The 17811-nt window shown below is 56.8% G+C and carries 13 protein-coding genes; 7 read left to right on the forward strand and 6 right to left on the reverse strand.

The genetic code is table 11. The annotated features are described in order from the left end of the window. Window positions 1-237 precede the first annotated feature (237 nt). The gene (gene ansP / locus AC4OVU_RS11635; protein WP_017693369.1) at window positions 238-1734 is read left to right on the forward strand and encodes an L-asparagine permease; all 1497 of its coding nucleotides are present in this window, start codon (window positions 238-240) and stop codon (window positions 1732-1734) included. 92 nt (window positions 1735-1826) lie between these two features. Here the strand turns inward: ansP and yncE are convergent, their stop codons facing one another. Next, the gene (gene yncE, locus AC4OVU_RS11640; protein WP_110292929.1) at window positions 1827-2888 is read right to left on the reverse strand and encodes a 7-bladed beta-propeller protein YncE; all 1062 of its coding nucleotides are present in this window, start codon (window positions 2886-2888) and stop codon (window positions 1827-1829) included. A 246-nt stretch (window positions 2889-3134) separates the two neighbouring features. Here yncE and pqqU point away from each other — a divergent pair, with 246 nt between their 5' ends. Continuing rightward, window positions 3135-5252 carry a TonB-dependent receptor PqqU gene (gene pqqU / locus AC4OVU_RS11645; RefSeq protein WP_040117693.1) on the forward strand — a complete coding sequence of 706 codons (2118 nt, stop codon included), beginning with the start codon at window positions 3135-3137 and terminating at the stop codon, window positions 5250-5252. A gap of 122 nt (window positions 5253-5374) precedes the next feature. Here the strand turns inward: pqqU and AC4OVU_RS11650 are convergent, their stop codons facing one another. The 3 genes from AC4OVU_RS11650 to AC4OVU_RS11660 all read right to left on the reverse strand — a co-directional run bounded on the left by AC4OVU_RS11650 (window position 5375) and on the right by AC4OVU_RS11660 (window position 7979). Continuing rightward, window positions 5375-6043 carry a GntR family transcriptional regulator gene (locus tag AC4OVU_RS11650; RefSeq protein ID WP_110292928.1) on the reverse strand — a complete coding sequence of 223 codons (669 nt, stop codon included), beginning with the start codon at window positions 6041-6043 and terminating at the stop codon, window positions 5375-5377. Window positions 6044-6302: 259 nt separating this feature from the next. Next, entirely contained in the window at window positions 6303-7337 is a 1035-nt protein-coding gene (curA, locus tag AC4OVU_RS11655; protein WP_032103593.1) for an NADPH-dependent curcumin/dihydrocurcumin reductase, read from the reverse strand. 66 nt (window positions 7338-7403) lie between these two features. Then, window positions 7404-7979, reverse strand: a complete 576-nt coding sequence (locus AC4OVU_RS11660; protein WP_017382277.1) for a helix-turn-helix domain-containing protein — start codon at window positions 7977-7979, stop codon at window positions 7404-7406. Between the two features lie 148 nt (window positions 7980-8127). Here AC4OVU_RS11660 and AC4OVU_RS11665 point away from each other — a divergent pair, with 148 nt between their 5' ends. Together AC4OVU_RS11665 and AC4OVU_RS11670 are read left to right on the forward strand one after the other, a co-directional pair. Next, window positions 8128-8646, forward strand: a complete 519-nt coding sequence (locus tag AC4OVU_RS11665; RefSeq protein WP_015570449.1) for a GNAT family N-acetyltransferase — start codon at window positions 8128-8130, stop codon at window positions 8644-8646. Then, window positions 8643-9092 carry a DMT family transporter gene (locus tag AC4OVU_RS11670; RefSeq protein WP_047733298.1) on the forward strand — a complete coding sequence of 150 codons (450 nt, stop codon included), beginning with the start codon at window positions 8643-8645 and terminating at the stop codon, window positions 9090-9092. The genes AC4OVU_RS11665 and AC4OVU_RS11670 overlap by 4 nt, the downstream gene beginning before the upstream one ends. Window positions 9093-9095: 3 nt before the next feature. Here AC4OVU_RS11670 and AC4OVU_RS11675 read toward each other — a convergent pair whose 3' ends face one another. Both AC4OVU_RS11675 and AC4OVU_RS11680 read right to left on the reverse strand, forming a co-directional pair. Continuing rightward, complete coding sequence (locus tag AC4OVU_RS11675) at window positions 9096-9329, reverse strand: YdcY family protein (protein WP_017382275.1); 234 nt, start codon at window positions 9327-9329, stop codon at window positions 9096-9098. Between the two features lie 101 nt (window positions 9330-9430). Next, a complete protein-coding gene (locus AC4OVU_RS11680) occupies window positions 9431-11029 on the reverse strand; it encodes an ABC transporter substrate-binding protein (protein WP_110292927.1) in 1599 nt (532 codons plus the stop codon). 282 nt (window positions 11030-11311) lie between these two features. On the opposite strand from AC4OVU_RS11680, the gene AC4OVU_RS11685 reads away from it, so the two are divergent. The 3 genes from AC4OVU_RS11685 to AC4OVU_RS11695 are packed head-to-tail and all read left to right on the forward strand — an operon-like array spanning window position 11312 to window position 17806. Beyond that, a complete protein-coding gene (locus tag AC4OVU_RS11685; RefSeq protein ID WP_110292926.1) occupies window positions 11312-12649 on the forward strand; it encodes an SrfA family protein in 1338 nt (445 codons plus the stop codon). A 4-nt stretch (window positions 12650-12653) separates the two neighbouring features. Further along, window positions 12654-15635 (forward strand): virulence factor SrfB, encoded by a 2982-nt coding sequence (locus tag AC4OVU_RS11690; RefSeq protein ID WP_129541435.1) that lies wholly within the window; start codon window positions 12654-12656, stop codon window positions 15633-15635. Continuing rightward, window positions 15632-17806 (forward strand): virulence factor SrfC family protein, encoded by a 2175-nt coding sequence (locus tag AC4OVU_RS11695; protein WP_110292924.1) that lies wholly within the window; start codon window positions 15632-15634, stop codon window positions 17804-17806. Before AC4OVU_RS11690 ends, AC4OVU_RS11695 begins: the two co-directional genes overlap by 4 nt. Window positions 17807-17811 lie beyond the last annotated feature (5 nt).

The raw sequence follows: 17811 nt of genomic DNA on the forward strand, positions 1-17811 counted from the left end.
GTTGTGATCGCCGTCTGCTCTGACCACACGATTTCCTTCGACGAGCATCACTTTCGGCACGGTTATATTTTGCGTCGCTTATCAATTGCGGGTAGGATGCCTCGCCATGTTTTGCCTTATCCATACACAGAATGACTGGAAAGGCGGCATGTGTCTGCGCAGAAGCAATCGTTTGTTTCGGCTTCTGCCAGGCAGGACTATCACGTTAATGGTTCAGACAGGCAAACAGGTAACTCAATGAAAACAAGCAATAAAAGCGCAGCCGATCATCATGCTGCGAAACGTCGCTGGTTGAACTCTCATGAAGAGGGCTATCACAAGGCGATGGGCAACCGTCAGGTGCAGATGATCGCCATCGGCGGCGCTATCGGTACAGGTCTGTTTTTAGGTGCAGGCGCACGTCTGCAAATGGCTGGCCCCGCTCTCGCCCTGGTCTATCTGGTGTGCGGGATCTTCTCTTTCTTCATCCTTCGCGCCCTCGGCGAACTGGTACTCCACCGCCCTTCCAGCGGCAGCTTTGTCTCTTACGCCCGCGAGTTTCTTGGTGAAAAAGCCGCGTATGTCGCGGGCTGGATGTACTTCGTTAACTGGGCGATGACCGGTATCGTCGATATCACCGCCGTTGCGCTGTACATGCACTACTGGGGCGCGTTTGGCGATGTGCCGCAGTGGGTGTTCGCCCTTGGGGCGCTGGCAATTGTCGGGACCATGAACATGATCGGCGTGAAATGGTTCGCCGAGATGGAGTTCTGGTTCGCACTGGTGAAGGTGCTGGCCATTGTGATCTTCCTGGTGGTCGGAACCGTATTCCTCGGTACCGGTAAACCACTGGACGGTAACGCAACCGGCTTCCACCTGATTACCGATAACGGTGGTTTCTTCCCGCACGGCCTGCTGCCAGCGCTGGTTCTGGTGCAGGGGGTGGTGTTCGCCTTTGCCTCCATCGAACTGGTCGGTACGGCGGCAGGCGAATGTAAAGATCCGCAGACGATGGTGCCAAAAGCCATCAACAGCGTGATCTGGCGTATCGGTCTGTTCTATGTGGGTTCCGTGGTGCTGCTGGTGCTGCTGCTGCCGTGGAATGCATACCAGGCGGGGCAAAGCCCGTTTGTGACCTTCTTCTCTAAGCTGGGCGTGCCGTACGTGGGCAGCATCATGAACATCGTGGTACTGACCGCCGCGCTCTCCAGCCTGAACTCCGGGCTCTATTCGACCGGCCGTATCCTGCGCTCCATGTCGATGGGGGGCTCTGCGCCGAAGTTTATGTCGAAGATGAGCAGGCAGCAGGTGCCTTACGCGGGTATTCTGGCCACGCTGGTGGTGTATATCTTTGGCGTGTTCCTGAACTATCTGGTGCCGTCCCGCGTATTTGAGATCGTTCTGAACGTGGCTGCACTGGGGATTATTGCCTCCTGGGCCTTTATCGTGGTGTGTCAGATGCGTCTGCGCAAAGCGATCAAAGAAGGAAAAGCGGCTGACGTCAGCTTCAAGCTGCCGGGCGCACCGGTGACCTCCTGGCTTACCCTGCTGTTCCTGCTGAGCGTGCTGGTGCTGATGGCCTTCGACTACCCGAACGGTACTTACACCATCGCGACGATCCCACTGCTGGCGGTTCTGCTGATTGCTGGCTGGTTCGGCGTGCGTAAGCGCGTTCACGAGATCCACAGCACCGCGCCGCTTCATCACGACGATGAAAAGCACGACGCACCGCTGGTAGAAGAAACCTCGCGTTAATAAAAAAGCCGGGTGGCGGCTTCGCCTTACCCGGCCTACATCTCATGGTTTTGTAGGCCCGGTAAGCGCAGCGCCACCGGGCAATTCCACCATCACAGCGCGATACGAATCACATCGTCAGGCTGGGTCGCTTCCTGCTGACGGGTGGATTTCTGTTTCACCGTTACGTACAGCGTTTCACCGTCCGCAGACAGCGCCAGGCTGTTCGGGTAAACCGGGGTATCGTAGGTCCTGGTCACTTTGTAGGTTTTGGCGTCAATCACGCTCACCTTGCCCGCCTCGCGGTGCGTCACATAGGCTTCGTTACGCGCCGGGTTAAACAGTACGGCCAGCGATGCTGGCGCGGCGATTTTCTGCATCACGCTGCCATCTTTCAGATTCACCACCAGCACTTCTGGCTGTTTTGAATCCGTCACAAACGCACGCTGGCCGGCAGTGTCCAGGCTCAGGTTCAGGTAGAAGTGCTCTTTTCCGTCATCCTGCACTTTTTTACGACTGAGGATTTTGTTGGTTGCCGTATCAATGGTCACCAGCTCGCCGTCCGCATTGGTGGTATACAGGCGTTTTGCCTTCGCATCCAGGGCCAGACCGGTGCTGAACGTGCCGGTGTTGGTGATGGTGTCCTTCAGCTTCAGCGTTGCGCCATCAACAACCCAGATCACGCTCTCCTTGCCGATACCGGTAATGTACACCGTATTGGTCGTGTCATCGGCCACCAGCTGGCGCGGCTGAAGCGGCTTCACCGTGTCGCTACGCTTGCGATCGTCCAGCACCAGGCGCCCTTTCACCTCGCTCGTTTTGGCGTCAATCGCCGTCACGGTGCTGTTGACGGTGTTACCGAACCACAGCGTCTGGGTGGCGTTATCGATCGTGGCGCCAAACGGCTTGAGATCGTTATGAATCGCCTGCGTCACTTCCAGCGTGACCGGATCCAGACGATAGACCACGCCGCCCTTATCGGTTTTGCGGCTTTGTGACGTCGCAACCCACAGCGCGTTTTCCTGCTGGCTGACGGCCATTTCATACGCGCCCTTGCCGACCGCTTTGCGCAGCATCTCTTCAGCGGCATGAACCTGGAACGTACCGGCAAACAGTAAAGAGCCCAACAGCAGAGACCCACGCAGGCGCGGCGAGCACAGATGACGTAAAGACATAACAATTCCTTTTTAAATGAGGAGATTTACCGCTGACATCACTTCCGGTGGGCAAAGTCATCGCTTTGCCGTTATTTTAATGAGAATAGTAATCATTAATGAGTTGAATGTGGAGTATTTCTTTCCTTCAAAGCCTTACATTCACGAAATGTGCGGTTATAGTTTTCATAACATTTACAAAGGATTTAACATATATACACAGGTTCCAGTTGATTTGGTTCGAATTTTTCTTAACCGGTTTACTCCATGAAAATTATTACTGCCCGCAAGGCATCACTACCACTGCTGTTCGTTCCCGTCATTTTTGGCCCGCTGAATGCGATGGCCGCAGATGAACAGACTCTGATCGTCAGCGCCACGCCGCAAACCGTCTCCGAACTGGACACCCCCGCCGCAGTCAGCGTGGTCCGCGGCGAGGATATGCGACATGCCACACCGCGCATCAACCTTTCTGAATCCCTTGGGAGCGTACCCGGCCTGCAAATCCAGAACCGCCAGAACTATGCTCAGGATCTGCAACTTTCCGTTCGCGGATTCGGCGCGCGTTCAACCTTCGGCGTACGCGGGATCCGCATGTACGTGGACGGCATTCCGGCAACCATGCCCGACGGCCAGGGGCAGACGTCAAACATTGACCTCAACAGCATTGAGAGCGTCGACGTGCTGCGCGGCCCCTTCTCTGCCCTGTACGGCAATGCCTCCGGCGGCGTGATCAACATAAACACCCAGACCGGACAACAGCCAGCCACAATTGAAGCCAGCAGCTATTACGGCAGCTACGGCACCTGGCGTTACGGCATGAAGGCCACCGGTGCGGTGGGCGACGGGACTCAGGCGGGGGATGTGGACTATGCGGTATCCACCACCCGTTTCACCACACATGGCTATCGTGACCACAGCGGCGCACGGAAAAACCTCGCCAACGCGAAACTGGGCGTGCGCATTGATGATGTCAGCAAGCTAACGCTGATTTTTAACAGCGTGGACATGAAAGCCAACGATCCGGGCGGACTGAGTTATCAGGAGTGGCAGAACAACCCGCGCCAGTCACCCCGTGGCGATCAGTACAATACGCGTAAAACCATTAAGCAGACCCAGGCCGGGATCCGCTACGACCGCCAGCTGAGCGAACAGGACGACCTCAGCGTGATGATGTATGCCGGTGAGCGTGAAATGACCCAGTACCAGTCCATTCCGGATACCACGCAGACTGAAAATCCTGCGCATTCGGGCGGCGTAATTGATATGCAGCGCCACTACCAGGGTATTGATACCCGCTGGACCCACCGCGGCGAGCTGCTGGTGCCGGTAACGTTTACCACCGGCCTTAACTACGAAAATATGAGTGAAAATCGCCGCGGGTATGAAAACTTCGTGATGAACAACGGCGTGCCGGATTTTGGCGTGAAGGGTAACAAACGCCGTGACGAACGTAACCTGATGTGGAACCTTGATCCCTACCTGCAAACCCAGTGGCAGCTCACGCAAAAGCTGTCCGTTGAGGCGGGCGTGCGTTACAGCTCCGTCTGGTTTGACTCCAACGATCATTACATTACCCCGCAAAACGGCGATGACAGCGGTGACGCCAGCTACCATAAATGGCTCCCGGCTGGTGCGGTGAAATACGCCGTGACCGACGCCTGGAACCTTTATGCCGCGGCGGGACGTGGATTTGAGACCCCGACCATCAACGAACTCTCCTACCGTTCTGATGGCAAAGGCGGCCTCAATATTAATCTGCAACCGTCAACCAACAACACCTATGAGATTGGCAGCAAAACCCGCATCGGCAATGGCATCCTGACGGCGGCGCTGTTCCGCACGGATACCGACAACGAGATCGTGGTGGACGAAAACAAAGATGGTCGCACTACCTACAAAAATGCGGGGAAAACGCGCCGTCAGGGTGTGGAAATTGCGCTCGACCAGCAGTTTGCCGAAAACTGGAAGCTGAAAATGGCGTGGACCTATCTTGATGCGACCTACCGTACCAACGTCTGTAGCAATGCAGACTGTAGCGGCAACCGGATGCCGGGGATTGCCCGTAACATGGGGTATGCGTCGTTTGGCTGGGAGCCTGAGGAAGGCTGGTACGCGGGGGCAGATGCCCGCTACATGAGCGACGTGATGGCAAACGACACCAATACCGCCAAAGCGCCCTCTTATACCGTGGTCGGTCTGAATACCGGGTATAAACTCAATTACGGCAAATGGGGAATGGACATCTTTGGTCGCGTCGATAACCTGTTTGATAAAGAGTACGTCGGTTCAGAGATTGTTAACGCTGGCTACAATCGCTATTACGAACCCGCCCCTGGCCGTAACTATGGCGTGGGCCTGTCGGTCTCTTATCGCTTTGAGTAAAACATTTTCCGGCAGCGCACGTTGCCGGTAAAAAATAACATCATTCCCGGTAGCCTTAAGCGCCGGGAATATACTCAGGGAAGTTTAAAACGAATAAAAAAATAAGTGCGCCAGTGCGATCCTTAACTGTCGTATTGTCGTTGCAGGAGGATATTAGCTTCATCAATGGCTCGGTCGATCGCTTCCCGACTGGCCGTCACGTCCCTTTGCTCAAGCGCAGAAAGCAGATCGGCATAATGGTAAGTCGTTGCAGGGATATCTTTCATCTCTTCGTGCAGGTAGTTGATACACGGACCAATCCGTACCCAGAGCTGCTCAATCAGCGAGTTCAGGGTCGGCATTTCGGCATACTGATAAAGCGTAAACCGGAACACGCGGTTGGCATGGATCGCCTTCTGCACGTCGCCCTGATGCATGGCGGTGCTGAAGTTATCTGACAGCGCGCGTAATGCATCCAGTTTGGTCTCGGTCATATTCTGACACGCCGCCGCAACAGCCATCGGCTCAAGCTGTTTTCGAATGGCGTTAATTTCGTTATAACGCTCCAGCGTAACCTCTGGCACCAAAAACGCCTGAGCAGGCGTGGCCTGTAATGCGCCTGCCGACACCAGGCGCAGCAGGGCTTCGCGCACCGGTGTGATGCTGGTGCCTAATTTATCCGCAATCTCTTTCGTGATGAGTCGAGCCCCAGGTTTTAATGAGCCCGTAATTAACGCTCCCTTTAAACTGTCCTCAACTTGCATCGTCAGACTGATTCTTTGTGCTTTTTCCAGGTTTTCCAAATCAAGCATGTTTAATTCCCGTAGCCAAAACAAAATGCCATTTTCAGCGACTGTTTAAAAAAACATCGCCGGTTTGATATATCCTGTATCGTCATGCCTGGTATGAAGGGCGCGCGTTAAAATAAAAATTGTTCAATTAATATTACGTTTACCACTTCTGGCTCAGCTGGGCCGATGGCGCGCAATGCTCATGGATTAATTAAAGACAATATATCGTATCTTCACAAATAATTATGGCGGACTTTGCCCGCCATAACCGATGCTCTGTTTAGTCCGCCGCCACGCGGATCACGACCTTGCCGAAGTTTTTCCCTTCCAGCAGCCCAATCAGCGCCTCCGGCGCCGCGTCCAGCCCTTCGGTGACCTGCTCGCGATAGTGAATTTTGCCTTCCTTCACCCAGCGTCCCATTTCCTGCTGGAACTCGTCGATACGATGACCATAGTCCTGAGCGATGATAAAGCCCTGCATGCGGATGCGTTTTTTGAGGATGGTCCCCATCAGCAGCGGCAAGCGATCCGGACCATCCGGCAGGTTGGTCGCGTTGTAGCCGCTGACCAGTCCGCAAACAGGTACGCGCGCGGAGGTATTCAGGAGCGGCAGTACGGCGTCAAAGACTTTACCGCCGACGTTTTCATAATACACGTCAATGCCCTGCGGGCAGGCTTTCGCCAGCTGTTCGGAAAAATCATCCGCATGGTGATCCAGACAGGCGTCGAAACCGAGCACGTCGACCGCATGGCGGCATTTCTCCTCCCCGCCGGCCACGCCGATAACCCGGCACCCCTTGATTTTACCGATCTGCCCCACCGTTGCGCCGACCGGCCCCGTGGCTGCCGCCACGACAAGCGTTTCCCCCGCCTGAGGCTGGCCGATATCAAGCAGCCCCATATACGCGGTGAAGCCCGGCATTCCCAGCACGCCGAGTGCCCATGAAGGGTGCGACGGGTTTTCGCCCAGCCTGACCAGCCCTTTCCCGTCGGAAAGTTCATACTCCTGCCAGCCGCTGTAGCCCAGAACCCACTCACCTTCTTTATAATCCGGATGGCGGGAGGTCTCGACGCGGCTTACCGTGCCGCCCACCATCACCGCGCCAATCTCGACAGGAGGTGAATAGGATGGGGCATCGCTCATACGGCCACGCATGTACGGATCAAGCGAGAGCCATACGGTGCGTAATAACACCTGCCCCTCTGCGGGCGTGGGGATCGGCTGCTCTTCCAGGCGGAAATTTTCGGCAACCGGTGCGCCGTGTGGACGGGAAGCCAGTACCCAGCGTCGGTTTTGCGTAGTTGATTGACTCATTCATCGCTCCTTACAGCTGAAAATGTCATTCAAGTCTGGCACGTTATCCTGCGGATCGCCTTTGCATTATGAGCCGGACTGATTAAGCCGCACGACCAGATAAAGGCACGATTCATCCGTTTCGTTAATAAACCGGCAGTCGTTCGGCGGCCCGAGTTCCAGACAATCTCCGGCCTTCATTTCATGGCGGGTGTCCCCCTCCAGAAAGACCAGTTCACCTGCCTGCAACCAAATCAGCTGTCGCGCCAGCGCATAAGAGGAGGCGGGCATCGGCACATCGCTGCCCGCGGGCAGTTCCACCTGGACGAGGTCAATAGGCATATCGCTGCGCGGCGACACATGACGACGTAAATAGTGGGTTTGCGGATCGCGCCAGACGGGCTGGTTCGCCAGACGTAACAGTTTGCCCTCCTGCATTTCCGCGCGCGCAATGAGCGTAGACATGCTAATACCGAAGGCACCGGATAACCGGGCAAGCAGCGTCGCCGTTGGGCTACTGTCCCCCCGTTCAATCTTATGGATCATGGCGCGTGAAATACCTGCCCGTTCGGCCAGTTCGCTTAATGACCAGCCCCGCGACTCGCGTTCAAGGCGTATGCGGGCGCTAATGCGTTGATTCATATTGTCTGTCATTGTGTTCATGACGTCATACTATAGTGTACGGATGGTTTTTCGGGGCAGTTTGGTGACAAAAAAATAGGGATTTTGTCGTAGCGATGCAACACAAGAACTGTGTAATATTGTGAGTGAATCGTACTACTATAGTAAACAACACAGCCAGAGGTTAACCATGATCGTTCGTCATGCCTGCAAAGAAGATTGTGCCGCTATCGGTGAAATTTATAACCATGCGGTGCTGCACACCGCCGCCATCTGGAACGATACAACTGTCGACACCGATAACCGTATTGCATGGTTTGAGGCGCGCACGCTGTTGGGTTATCCGGTGCTGGTCAGTGAAGAAGAAGGTGTTGTGACGGGATACGCCTCATTTGGCGACTGGCGAGCGTTCGACGGTTTTCGCCATACGGTGGAGCACTCGGTTTACGTTCATCCCGATCATCAGGGCAAAGGCATCGGTCGGCTGCTGATGACGGAATTAATCAAGGAAGCCCGCCAGATTGGTAAACATGTGATGGTTGCCGGTATCGAGGCGCAGAACCAGGCGTCGATTCATCTGCACGAAACCCTGGGCTTTGTTACCACCGGTAATATGCCGCAGGTGGGAACCAAATTCGGTCGCTGGCTGGATTTAACCTTTATGCAACTCCAGCTCGATGAGCGCAGCGATCCGGATGCTCTGCCATGAATCAATCGTTGACGTTAGCGTTTCTGGTGGCCGCCGGGATTGGGCTGGTGGTACAAAACACCCTGATGGTGCGCATTACGCAATCCTCTTCCACTATTCTTATCGCCATGCTGCTGAACTCGCTGGTGGGGATTGTGCTGTTTGTCAGCATTTTGCTGGTGAAAAATGGCCTGTCGGGGTTTAGCGAACTGGCGTCGACGGTGCGCTGGTGGACGTTGATCCCCGGCCTGCTGGGGTCATTTTTTGTCTTTGCCAGTATTAGCGGGTATCAAAATGTGGGCGCGGCAACGACCATTGCCGTGCTGGTAGCAAGCCAGCTGATTGGCGGCCTGGTGATGGACATCCTCAAGAGCAACGGTGTCCCCCTGAGGGCGCTGGTTGGCCCGGTCTGCGGCGCAGCGATGCTGGTGGTCGGCGCCTGGCTGGTGGCACGGCGCCAGTTTTAACCCTTACAGGATAGTCCCACCCTGCGTGAGGTGGGCATGGCGCGCCTCCGCCTCTTCTTTATGCTGCTTACCATGATGCGCAATCGCGGTACGCAGGCGCTGCTGCTGGGTATAGCGATCTTCACGGCTGAGCTCTGCATCGTCGCTTAATTCGATCAGCAGTTCGTTCATGTGGGTAATTATGCTCTCTTCGATGGCGGCATCGACGCGGGCGATAACATCGTTTAAATGTGACATTGTCACTCCTTTCCAAATGCCCGGTGGCGCTACGCTTACCGGGCCTACGGGTGGTAACTGTAGGCCGGGTAAGGCATAGCCGCCACCCGGCAAGAATACGATCAGTTCAGCTTCGCTTTCGAGAAGTCACTGCCCATCAGACTCACGCTGTACCCGGACACGTTGCTGCGGGTCGCGTAGAACGTTTTGCCGTTAGCTAACGCAATCCACGGTGCCTGCTGGTAGAAAATCTCCTGTGCCCGGCCATACAGCTTCGCACGTTCGTCCGGGTTGCTGGTCAGTTTGGCCTTTTGCACCAGCTCATCATACCCCTTATCACACCAGCGCGCGGCGTTAGATCCGGTTTTGATGCTGTTACAACCCAGCAGCACATCGGCGAAGTTGTCCGGATCGCCGTTATCAGACATCCAGCCGAACAGCGCGGAATCATGCTCGCCTTTACGCATGCCGGAGAGATATTCCCCCCACTCGTATGAGACGATTTTCGCCTTCACGCCCACTTTCGCCCAGTCAGCCTGGATCATCTCCGCAATGCGTCGCGAGTTCGGGTTGTACGGACGCTGAACCGGCATGGACCAGAGGGTCACTTCCGCGCCCTTATCCAGACCCGCCTGCTTCAGCAGCGCTTTCGCTTTTTCCGGATCGTAGCCGTAATCCTTCAGGTCTTTGTTAAAGCCGAGCATGTTCGGCGGGATCGGCGATTTAGCGACCGTACCAGACCCCATAAAGACCGCGTTCACAATGGCCTTTTTGTCCGTTGCGTAATTCAGAGCCTGGCGCACCAGCACGTTATCAAACGGTTTTTTCTCCGTGTTGAACGCCAGGTACCCCACGTTCAGCGCATCCACCGAGTGCAGGGTCAGGTCTTTGTTTTTCTTGATCGCTTCAAACTGCACCGGCGACGGCGCAGGAATGATCTGACACTCGTTCGTTTGCAGCTTAGCCAGACGCGTCTCAACATTTGGCGTGATGGAGAAGATCAGGTGTTTAGTCGGCACCTCTCCCTCCCAGTAGTTCGGATTGGCGACGTAGCGGATCAGCGAATCCACCTTGTACTGCTGAAGCACATACGGGCCGGTGCCGATTGGCCAGGTATCCACATTTTCAGGCGTACCCTTTTTCAGCATCGCGTCCGCGTACTCGGCTGAGAGGATCGAGGCGAAGTCCATTCCCCAGTCGGCCAGGAACGCCGCGTTGGGTTCACTCAGCGTGAACTGAACGTGATAATCGTCGATCTTTTTCACATCCTGAATGAGCTTGTCGAGGCCCACGTCATTAAAGTATTCGTAATTACCCTGGGAAACATTGTGATAGGGATGCTTAGGGTCTTTCTGACGCATAACGGAGAAAATAACGTCATCAGCGTTAAAATCACGGGTCGGTTTGAAGTATTTATTGCTGTTGAACTTTACCCCTTTACGCAGGGTAAACGTGTATGTTTTGCCGTCTGGCGAAATGGTCCACGACTCGGCCAGAGAAGGCACCGGCGTGTTTTTTACCGGGTCGAAGTTAATCAGACGGTTATACAGCGTTTGCGAGCTGGCGACAAACGAGGGCCCAGAGCTGGCGATCTGCGGGTTAAACGACTCCGGCGACGCCTCGGAGCAGTAGATAATGGTGTCTTTGTTTTCCGCCCATGCGGCGCTTGCAGGTAGCAGCGCGCTCAGCGCGAGGGCCAGCACGGTTTTCCCTGTAGACATGGTTATTACCCTTTCGGTTTTATTATAGTGAACAGTAATAACAGCACAGACGTTTTGGCCTGACAAATAACGAATCACTATCAGGTTATTCTAAAGCCGTACATTTCGCTGGTTTTAGCATCAGCCCGCAGAAACCGATTTGCCTTAAGGTCCATTATTCGTCAAGCACAACCGTCACGATCAATGCCGCAAGAAATCGTCCCTTTTGCCGTCTCCTCAGCCGTTTGCTTGCTTACCTGATTCGCTAAAGTAATGGCGTGAAAAAGTCTACAGGACCAAATCGTGGCAAAAACACTTTTACGCAGCGGTAATCTGGATGATTTTCAGGCCGTTGGCGGCGGCGGACAGGCCGTTTTTGAATCAGCGCTGCAAATCCGCGAAGCGCTTCGGTTGCGCAAACAACAGGCTATCGTTGATTGCCTGGCCATCCCCCAGGTCAACGACGGCGGCGATCGCGTTGACTGGTACTCCCCGGTTGAGGGAACCGTCTCCAGCTGGAAGGCGGCGGATGAAGATGATCGTTATCGTGCCCTGCGCTATCTGGAAAACACGCTCACCAGCGTGGAGTCGCTGAGTAAAAAATGCCTTCAGTCACCGAAAACGGCGCAGCAACTGTTTGGCTCTCTGCTCTCAAAAGCCTTTCAGTTTCCCGGTGAAAACTTTGTTTTCCTGGTGGATGGCAAACCGGTGATCTGCTTCTGGGGTTTCGTCAACCTTAACGAAAACGCGCGCGACGACGTGCTGGACTGCCTGCGCGAATCGTTGGTCCCTGAACCTGAGCCAGTGGTGATTAACGAGCCTGAACCTGAACCGGAGCCAGAACCGGCCCCGGTGGTGACCTTTGAGCAGGCCGACGCGCCGCTTATCACGCCTGTGACTACAGTCCGTATCACCGACGATGAACTGTATACGCCAGAGCCGGTGCGCATGAACGCCGCGCCGCCAGAGCCCGCACCGGCGGCCATACAGAAAAAACGTCGCTCCCCCCTGTGGTTGCTGCCGGTTGCCGCCGTCATTATTGCAGCCATCGCCACCCCGCTGCTCTGGCCAAAACAGGCCCCAATCGCAGCGCCTGTTGCCACACCAGCGCCAGTACCCGTCGCCATTGCTCCGGCCCCCATAAAGTCGGTTGAGCCGCTTGAACTGAAACTCCCGCTGCACCAAGCCGAAGTGGTAGAGCCGAAGGTGAAAACGCCTGCCCCGGCAGCCGAACCGGTGGTCATTACCGCGATACCGAAAGATGCGATGGTGATGGAGGCAAACCAGGTCAAAGCGGGGTTAACGCGCTTCCTGAACGGCACCTGGCGCGCGTTTCTCGATGTGCAGGATCCGCTCACCGGCAAACCGCCGTCGCTGCGCTACCAGATCCAGAACAATAAAGGTTTCGCCCGGGTCGTGCATGGCGACAACATTGTCTGCCGGGTAGACGTCTTTTCCGGATTACACAGCAACGGCGAGCTGTTGATCAAAACGCGCGGAAACGCGCGTTGCACCGACGGTTCACGCTATCCGATGCCGGAAGTGACCTGTAAGGCAGGTGCCAGCGATGTGGCGGAATGCACCGCACGTTACGATGCCAACACCGTCGTTCCTCTGACGTTCAAGAAAGCAGGTGTCTGATCCTATGCTGGTTAATCTTTGCGACTATAAACAGAGCGTGACGCTGATTGCTAACAGCGGCGTGCAGTTTCTCGATTTTGGCCTGACTCCGCAGGACACCGCCAGCAACGGGCGTTTCGTGCGTAAAACGGCAAATGGCCCGCTGCTGCGTCTGGATTTTGACCTGGTTAACGGCCGGTACACGCTCCCTGCCACCGATGGCGGGCAGCCGGAAGTGGTCAAGCCTGAAAGCACCATTCCACTGCATGACTCCCTGACCGTGCTGGACGGCGTCTGGCTGCCGATCCCTTTCCTGCGCTTTAACCCGCCGCGGACGTTTGTTGAAGGCCCGGATAACTGGGCGCGCGTCCAGGTACGAAAGCTTTCCACGCCCGACGTAGCTGGCAATACGCACCGGGTCACCGTCGCGCTCGACAGCCAGATTGCAGAGCATGCGACGTCTGCCCTGTCGCCGGTTGAAAACGATATCCTGAACGGCACACGTTTCGCGCTCGCCTGGCGCGACAGTGAGGTTGAAAGTTTCCTCGACCAGACCTGGATTGACGGCTGGCTCCGTGAAGCCTTCACGCAGTTTGCCGACGGGGTTGAAAAACGCTCCGAGCGCGAGCTGCATCAGGCCATGCGCAGCTTTGAATATCAGGCGCACTGGCTCAACCTGCTCTCCATGCTCGGTGAACAACTCACCGTGCCGGAAGTGAAGTTTGTCACCCATACCCTGAGCACCCCTGCTATTCCTGTCGATTTGATCCTTGACGTAGGCAACACCCACACCTGCGGCGTGATTATTGAAGATCATGGTGATGCCAACGACGGCCTGCGTCAGACGGCTGAACTTCAGGTACGATCGCTGAGTGAGCCGCAGTTCCTGAATGAGCCGCTGTTTACCAGCCGTCTTGAGTTTTCCGAAGCGCGTTTTGGCAAGCAACACTTCTCGGTGGAAAGCGGCCGTGAGGATGCATTCGTCTGGCCGTCGATTGTCCGCGTGGGTGATGAAGCGCGTAAGCTGGCAATGCAGCGTCTGGGCACCGAAGGCAACAGCGGCATTTCCAGCCCGCGTCGCTATCTGTGGGACGAGACGCCGGTGGTGCAGGACTGGCGCTTTAGCCAGATGAACAGCAAAACCCAGCGCGAACCGCTGGCAACTGCGTTTCCGCTGATGAACCTGATGAACGACGACGGGGAACCGCTCTTTACGCTGCCGCAGGATGAGCGCCTGCCGGTGTTCTCTCCGCAGTACAGCCGCAGCACCCTGATGACGCACATGCTCTGCGAGCTGCTGGCTCAGGCGCTTGGCCAGATTAACAGCGTGGCCACCCGCCTGCGGCTCGGCTTCCCGGCCTCTCCCCGCCAGTTGCGGACGCTGATCCTCACCCTGCCGTCGGCGATGCCGAAACAGGAGCGCGAGATTTTCCGTCGCCGCATGTTCGAAGCCATCGCCATCGTCTGGAAAGCGATGGGCTGGCACCCGCAGGATGAAGATTTTGCCAGCCGCAAGCAGCAGGAAAAAAGCGTGGTGCCGGTCCCTGAGATCCAGATGGAGTGGGACGAGGCCAGCTGCGGCCAGCTGGTGTGGCTGTATAACGAAGCCATTTCCCATTTTGGTGGCCAGACCGAGGCCTTTTTCGCCTCCCTCGCCCGTCCGGATCGCGCGCCTGAGCCTGGCGTCCAGCCGGGGCGTGCGCTGCGCGTGGCCTCGATTGATATCGGCGGCGGCACGACGGATATGGCCATCACGCACTATCAGTTAGATGATGGTTCCGGGAATAACGTCAAAATCACCCCGCAGCTGCTGTTCCGCGAAGGGTTTAAGGTAGCCGGTGACGACACGCTGCTGGACGTGATCCAGCGCTACGTTCTGCCCGCCCTGCAAACCCAGCTTCAGAAATCCGGCATAGCCGATGCCTCCCAGCTGATGGCATCCCTGTTCGGTGACTCCGGGCGGATCGATACCCAGGCGGTCCTGCGCCAGCAGACGGCGCTTCAGCTCTTTATGCCGATCGGTCACGCGATCCTGGCGGCGTGGGAATCGAGCGATGTTGACGATCCGCTGGCCGGGCTGCATGCCACCTTTGGCGATCTGCTTGCGCAAAAACCGACGCGCAACGTGATGAATTATCTCCAGCAGGCGATCGACCATGCGTTGCCTGCCGGCTCAGAACACTTTGATCTGTTCAGCGTACCGCTGCACGTCAGCTTCCGGGAGATGCGGGACGCCATGCTGGCGGGTCAGTTCACGCTTGCCGCCCCGCTTCATGCGGTATGTGAGGCGATCTCTCATTACAGCTGCGATATCCTGCTGATCACGGGACGGCCGGGCTGTCTGCCGGGCGTTCAGGCCTTGATTCGCCACCTGCAACCGGTGCCCGTCAACCGCATCGTCTGGCTGGATAAATACCAGGTTCATGAATGGTATCCGTTCAGCCAGCAGGGACGGATCGGCAACCCGAAATCCACCGCTGCGGTGGGAGCGATGCTCTGTAGCCTGGCGCTGGATCTTCGTCTGCCGCGCTTTAACTTTAAAGCAGCGGATATCGGCGCGTATTCTACGGTGCGCTATCTGGGCGTGCTGGATAACACGATCAATACCCTGCGGGACGAGAACGTCTGGTATCACGATATCGACCTCGATAAACCCGGCGCGAAACTGGACGCCCGTCTGCACTTCCCGCTGCGCGGCAACGTTACGCTCGGCTTCCGGCAGTTGGCCAATGCCCGCTGGCCCGCGACGCCGCTCTATACCCTGAGCATCAACTCAGCCGAGCTGGCGAAAGCCATTGCGGGCGACGGCGTACTGAACGTGCGCCTGAAGCTGCGTGGCGGCACTAAGCAGGAAGGCCCGGAATCTTTCGAGCTGAGTGATGCCTGGCTACAGGACGGCACGCCCGTGCCGCCGGATGCCCTGACCTTTAAACTGAATACTCTGGCCGATCGCCGACACAGCGGCAGCCACTACTGGATCGACAGCGGGAGCGTATACCTCAAATGACTGCGACGACTGCCACCACTCAGGCCTTAATCGGGTGGATCAACGAGACGCGACAGCACGCCCCGATGCTTGATAACGAAGCCGACGCCCTGCTTGCCCGCCTTAACGCAGTAAGCGCGCGTGAAGAGGCGCTCGATCGCGCCCTTGTCAGCCAAGGCAGTATCGGCTTATATGGCCACTCGCAGGCCGCGAAAGCGCACCTGCTGGCTGCTCTTTGCGGCAGCGGGGACGAACGGCTGAACGTTACGCCGGGTCAACGCACGTTTGATTACTTCTCGCATATTAACCCCGGGCATGCACCGACCAACATGGCCGTGCGTTTCAGCAGAGCGTCCCGCGAGGTCGCAGACGACGCGTTTCCCCTGCGCCTACGCCTGGTAACGGAGGCCGAGCTGGTGCAGCTGTTTATCGCGCGCACCACGCTGGATCCGCAGATCCGCGCGGTGGATAAATTGGTGATTGAAGCCCGGCTTGAGAAGTGGCGTGCACTGCGTCAACCGCAGAGCGTGCCGGGAATGACGGCGCGGGAAGTCGCGACCATTGCCCGGTTCTGGCAAAGCGTAGTACCCGGCGCTAAGCAGCATATTGATGATGCCCTGTGGCACCAGTTTGCCCTGCTGGTTCCGTCGCTTGATCTCAGCACCCGCGCCAGCGTCTGGTCTCTGCTGTGGGGTGAGCAGCAGGAGTTAACCCAGCAGTGGCTTAAATTCGCCCAGGTGCTGCATCAAACCAGCCATGCCAGCGCGCTTGCGGCGCCGTTGAGTCTGCTGGTGGACAGCTTTGGTCTGCCCTGCGAAGGCTTCCTTACGCACGGGGCGTTTACCGTGCCGGAAGCACAGGAAACACTGCTTCATCCGGTAAAAAACGGCGAGCTGCTTAACGCCATTAGCCTGCCCGTCGATGTACTGGCATCTCTGACCCGCGAAGTGGTGCTGCCCGTTGAGAACTGCGTGCTGGATAACGTTGACGTCATTGATATCCCTGCCATTTCTGAGGAAAACACGCCGCTGATAATGCAGGCAAAATGCCTGTGGTTGCTGGAGCATTATCGTCAGCACATTCAGCCGGATGTCCTGGTTATCTGCAATGCGACGGCGCACCACCAGCAGACCGCGAAAACGGCAAGGCTCCTGCAAAACTGGGTCAAAGAGACGCAGCCGGTTGAAGAATCCGCATTGCCGGGGCTGGTCTGGGCCATTACCCCTCATGATGCGCGGTTTACCACAAAGCAGAATCTGGACGAAGCGGTGCAGCAATTGCTGGGCCAGCCGGGTCTGCGCTGGGGCACGCTCCAGGCGCTCGATACCCACAGCATGCAGCGGGTGATTGAGTGGCTGTCGCAGGCTACCCTGCCGGCACAGCGCCAGAAGCGTCTCCGCGCGCTGAAAAGGCTGTTACAAGAGTCGCTGTCGACGCTGATTCGCCCATATGTCGCGCCTCTCACTCAGGAGCCAGGCGCAGGGCGGGCACAGGCCGAAAAAATGGTCCGAACGCTGCAAGGCAGTGCCGCTCGTCATGGTGAACTGCTTAAGGGACTTCTGCCGCCGTTAAACGCGTTTGAGACGCTGCTGACCGTTCACCAGCCTCGTGAGGAACAGGTCAACGGCCTGTTTAACGATGTTATCGATCTGTTTGCGGAAGAGACGCAGGAAAATCCAGGCGCGTTGCAGACCAAAGACAAGGCGCGGCTGGCCCATAACGTGTGGGTTAACCATCTTCGTCAGTGGAGTCGCAACGACGCGGCGGCTGCCCGTCTGGGCCTGGACGCAGAGGTATTACAGCAGATTGCGGATGTGCTGATCGTTACCAGCTACCGGCTGGATCTGCCGCTGCAACTGCAACGCATTGCAGAAAAAGATAAAAGCAGTGCCGCGCAGCTGCATGCCGCGACAGGCAATTTCATTAGCTGGCTTGGCTATGAAATGACGCCCGTTTCTGAACGGCCTGCAAGCCGGATCCGCAAAGGTCAGCCAATTTTTGTGACGCCAGTTGTGAGCAGCGCTTCTCCCCGTCTTACCCGACTTGGCGAGCAGCCTGTCCATGCGGCGACAGCCTATGTTTATGACTGGCTGGTTGCGCTCTACACCCGCGCGATTGAAAACGTGGATTATCAGTGCCCGTATGACGTTCAGCCTGCTGCGCGGAAAGCCTTGTCTGCCCTGCTGTCTTAATCATT

This window comes from Enterobacter sp. 6722112 (assembly GCF_058661685.1).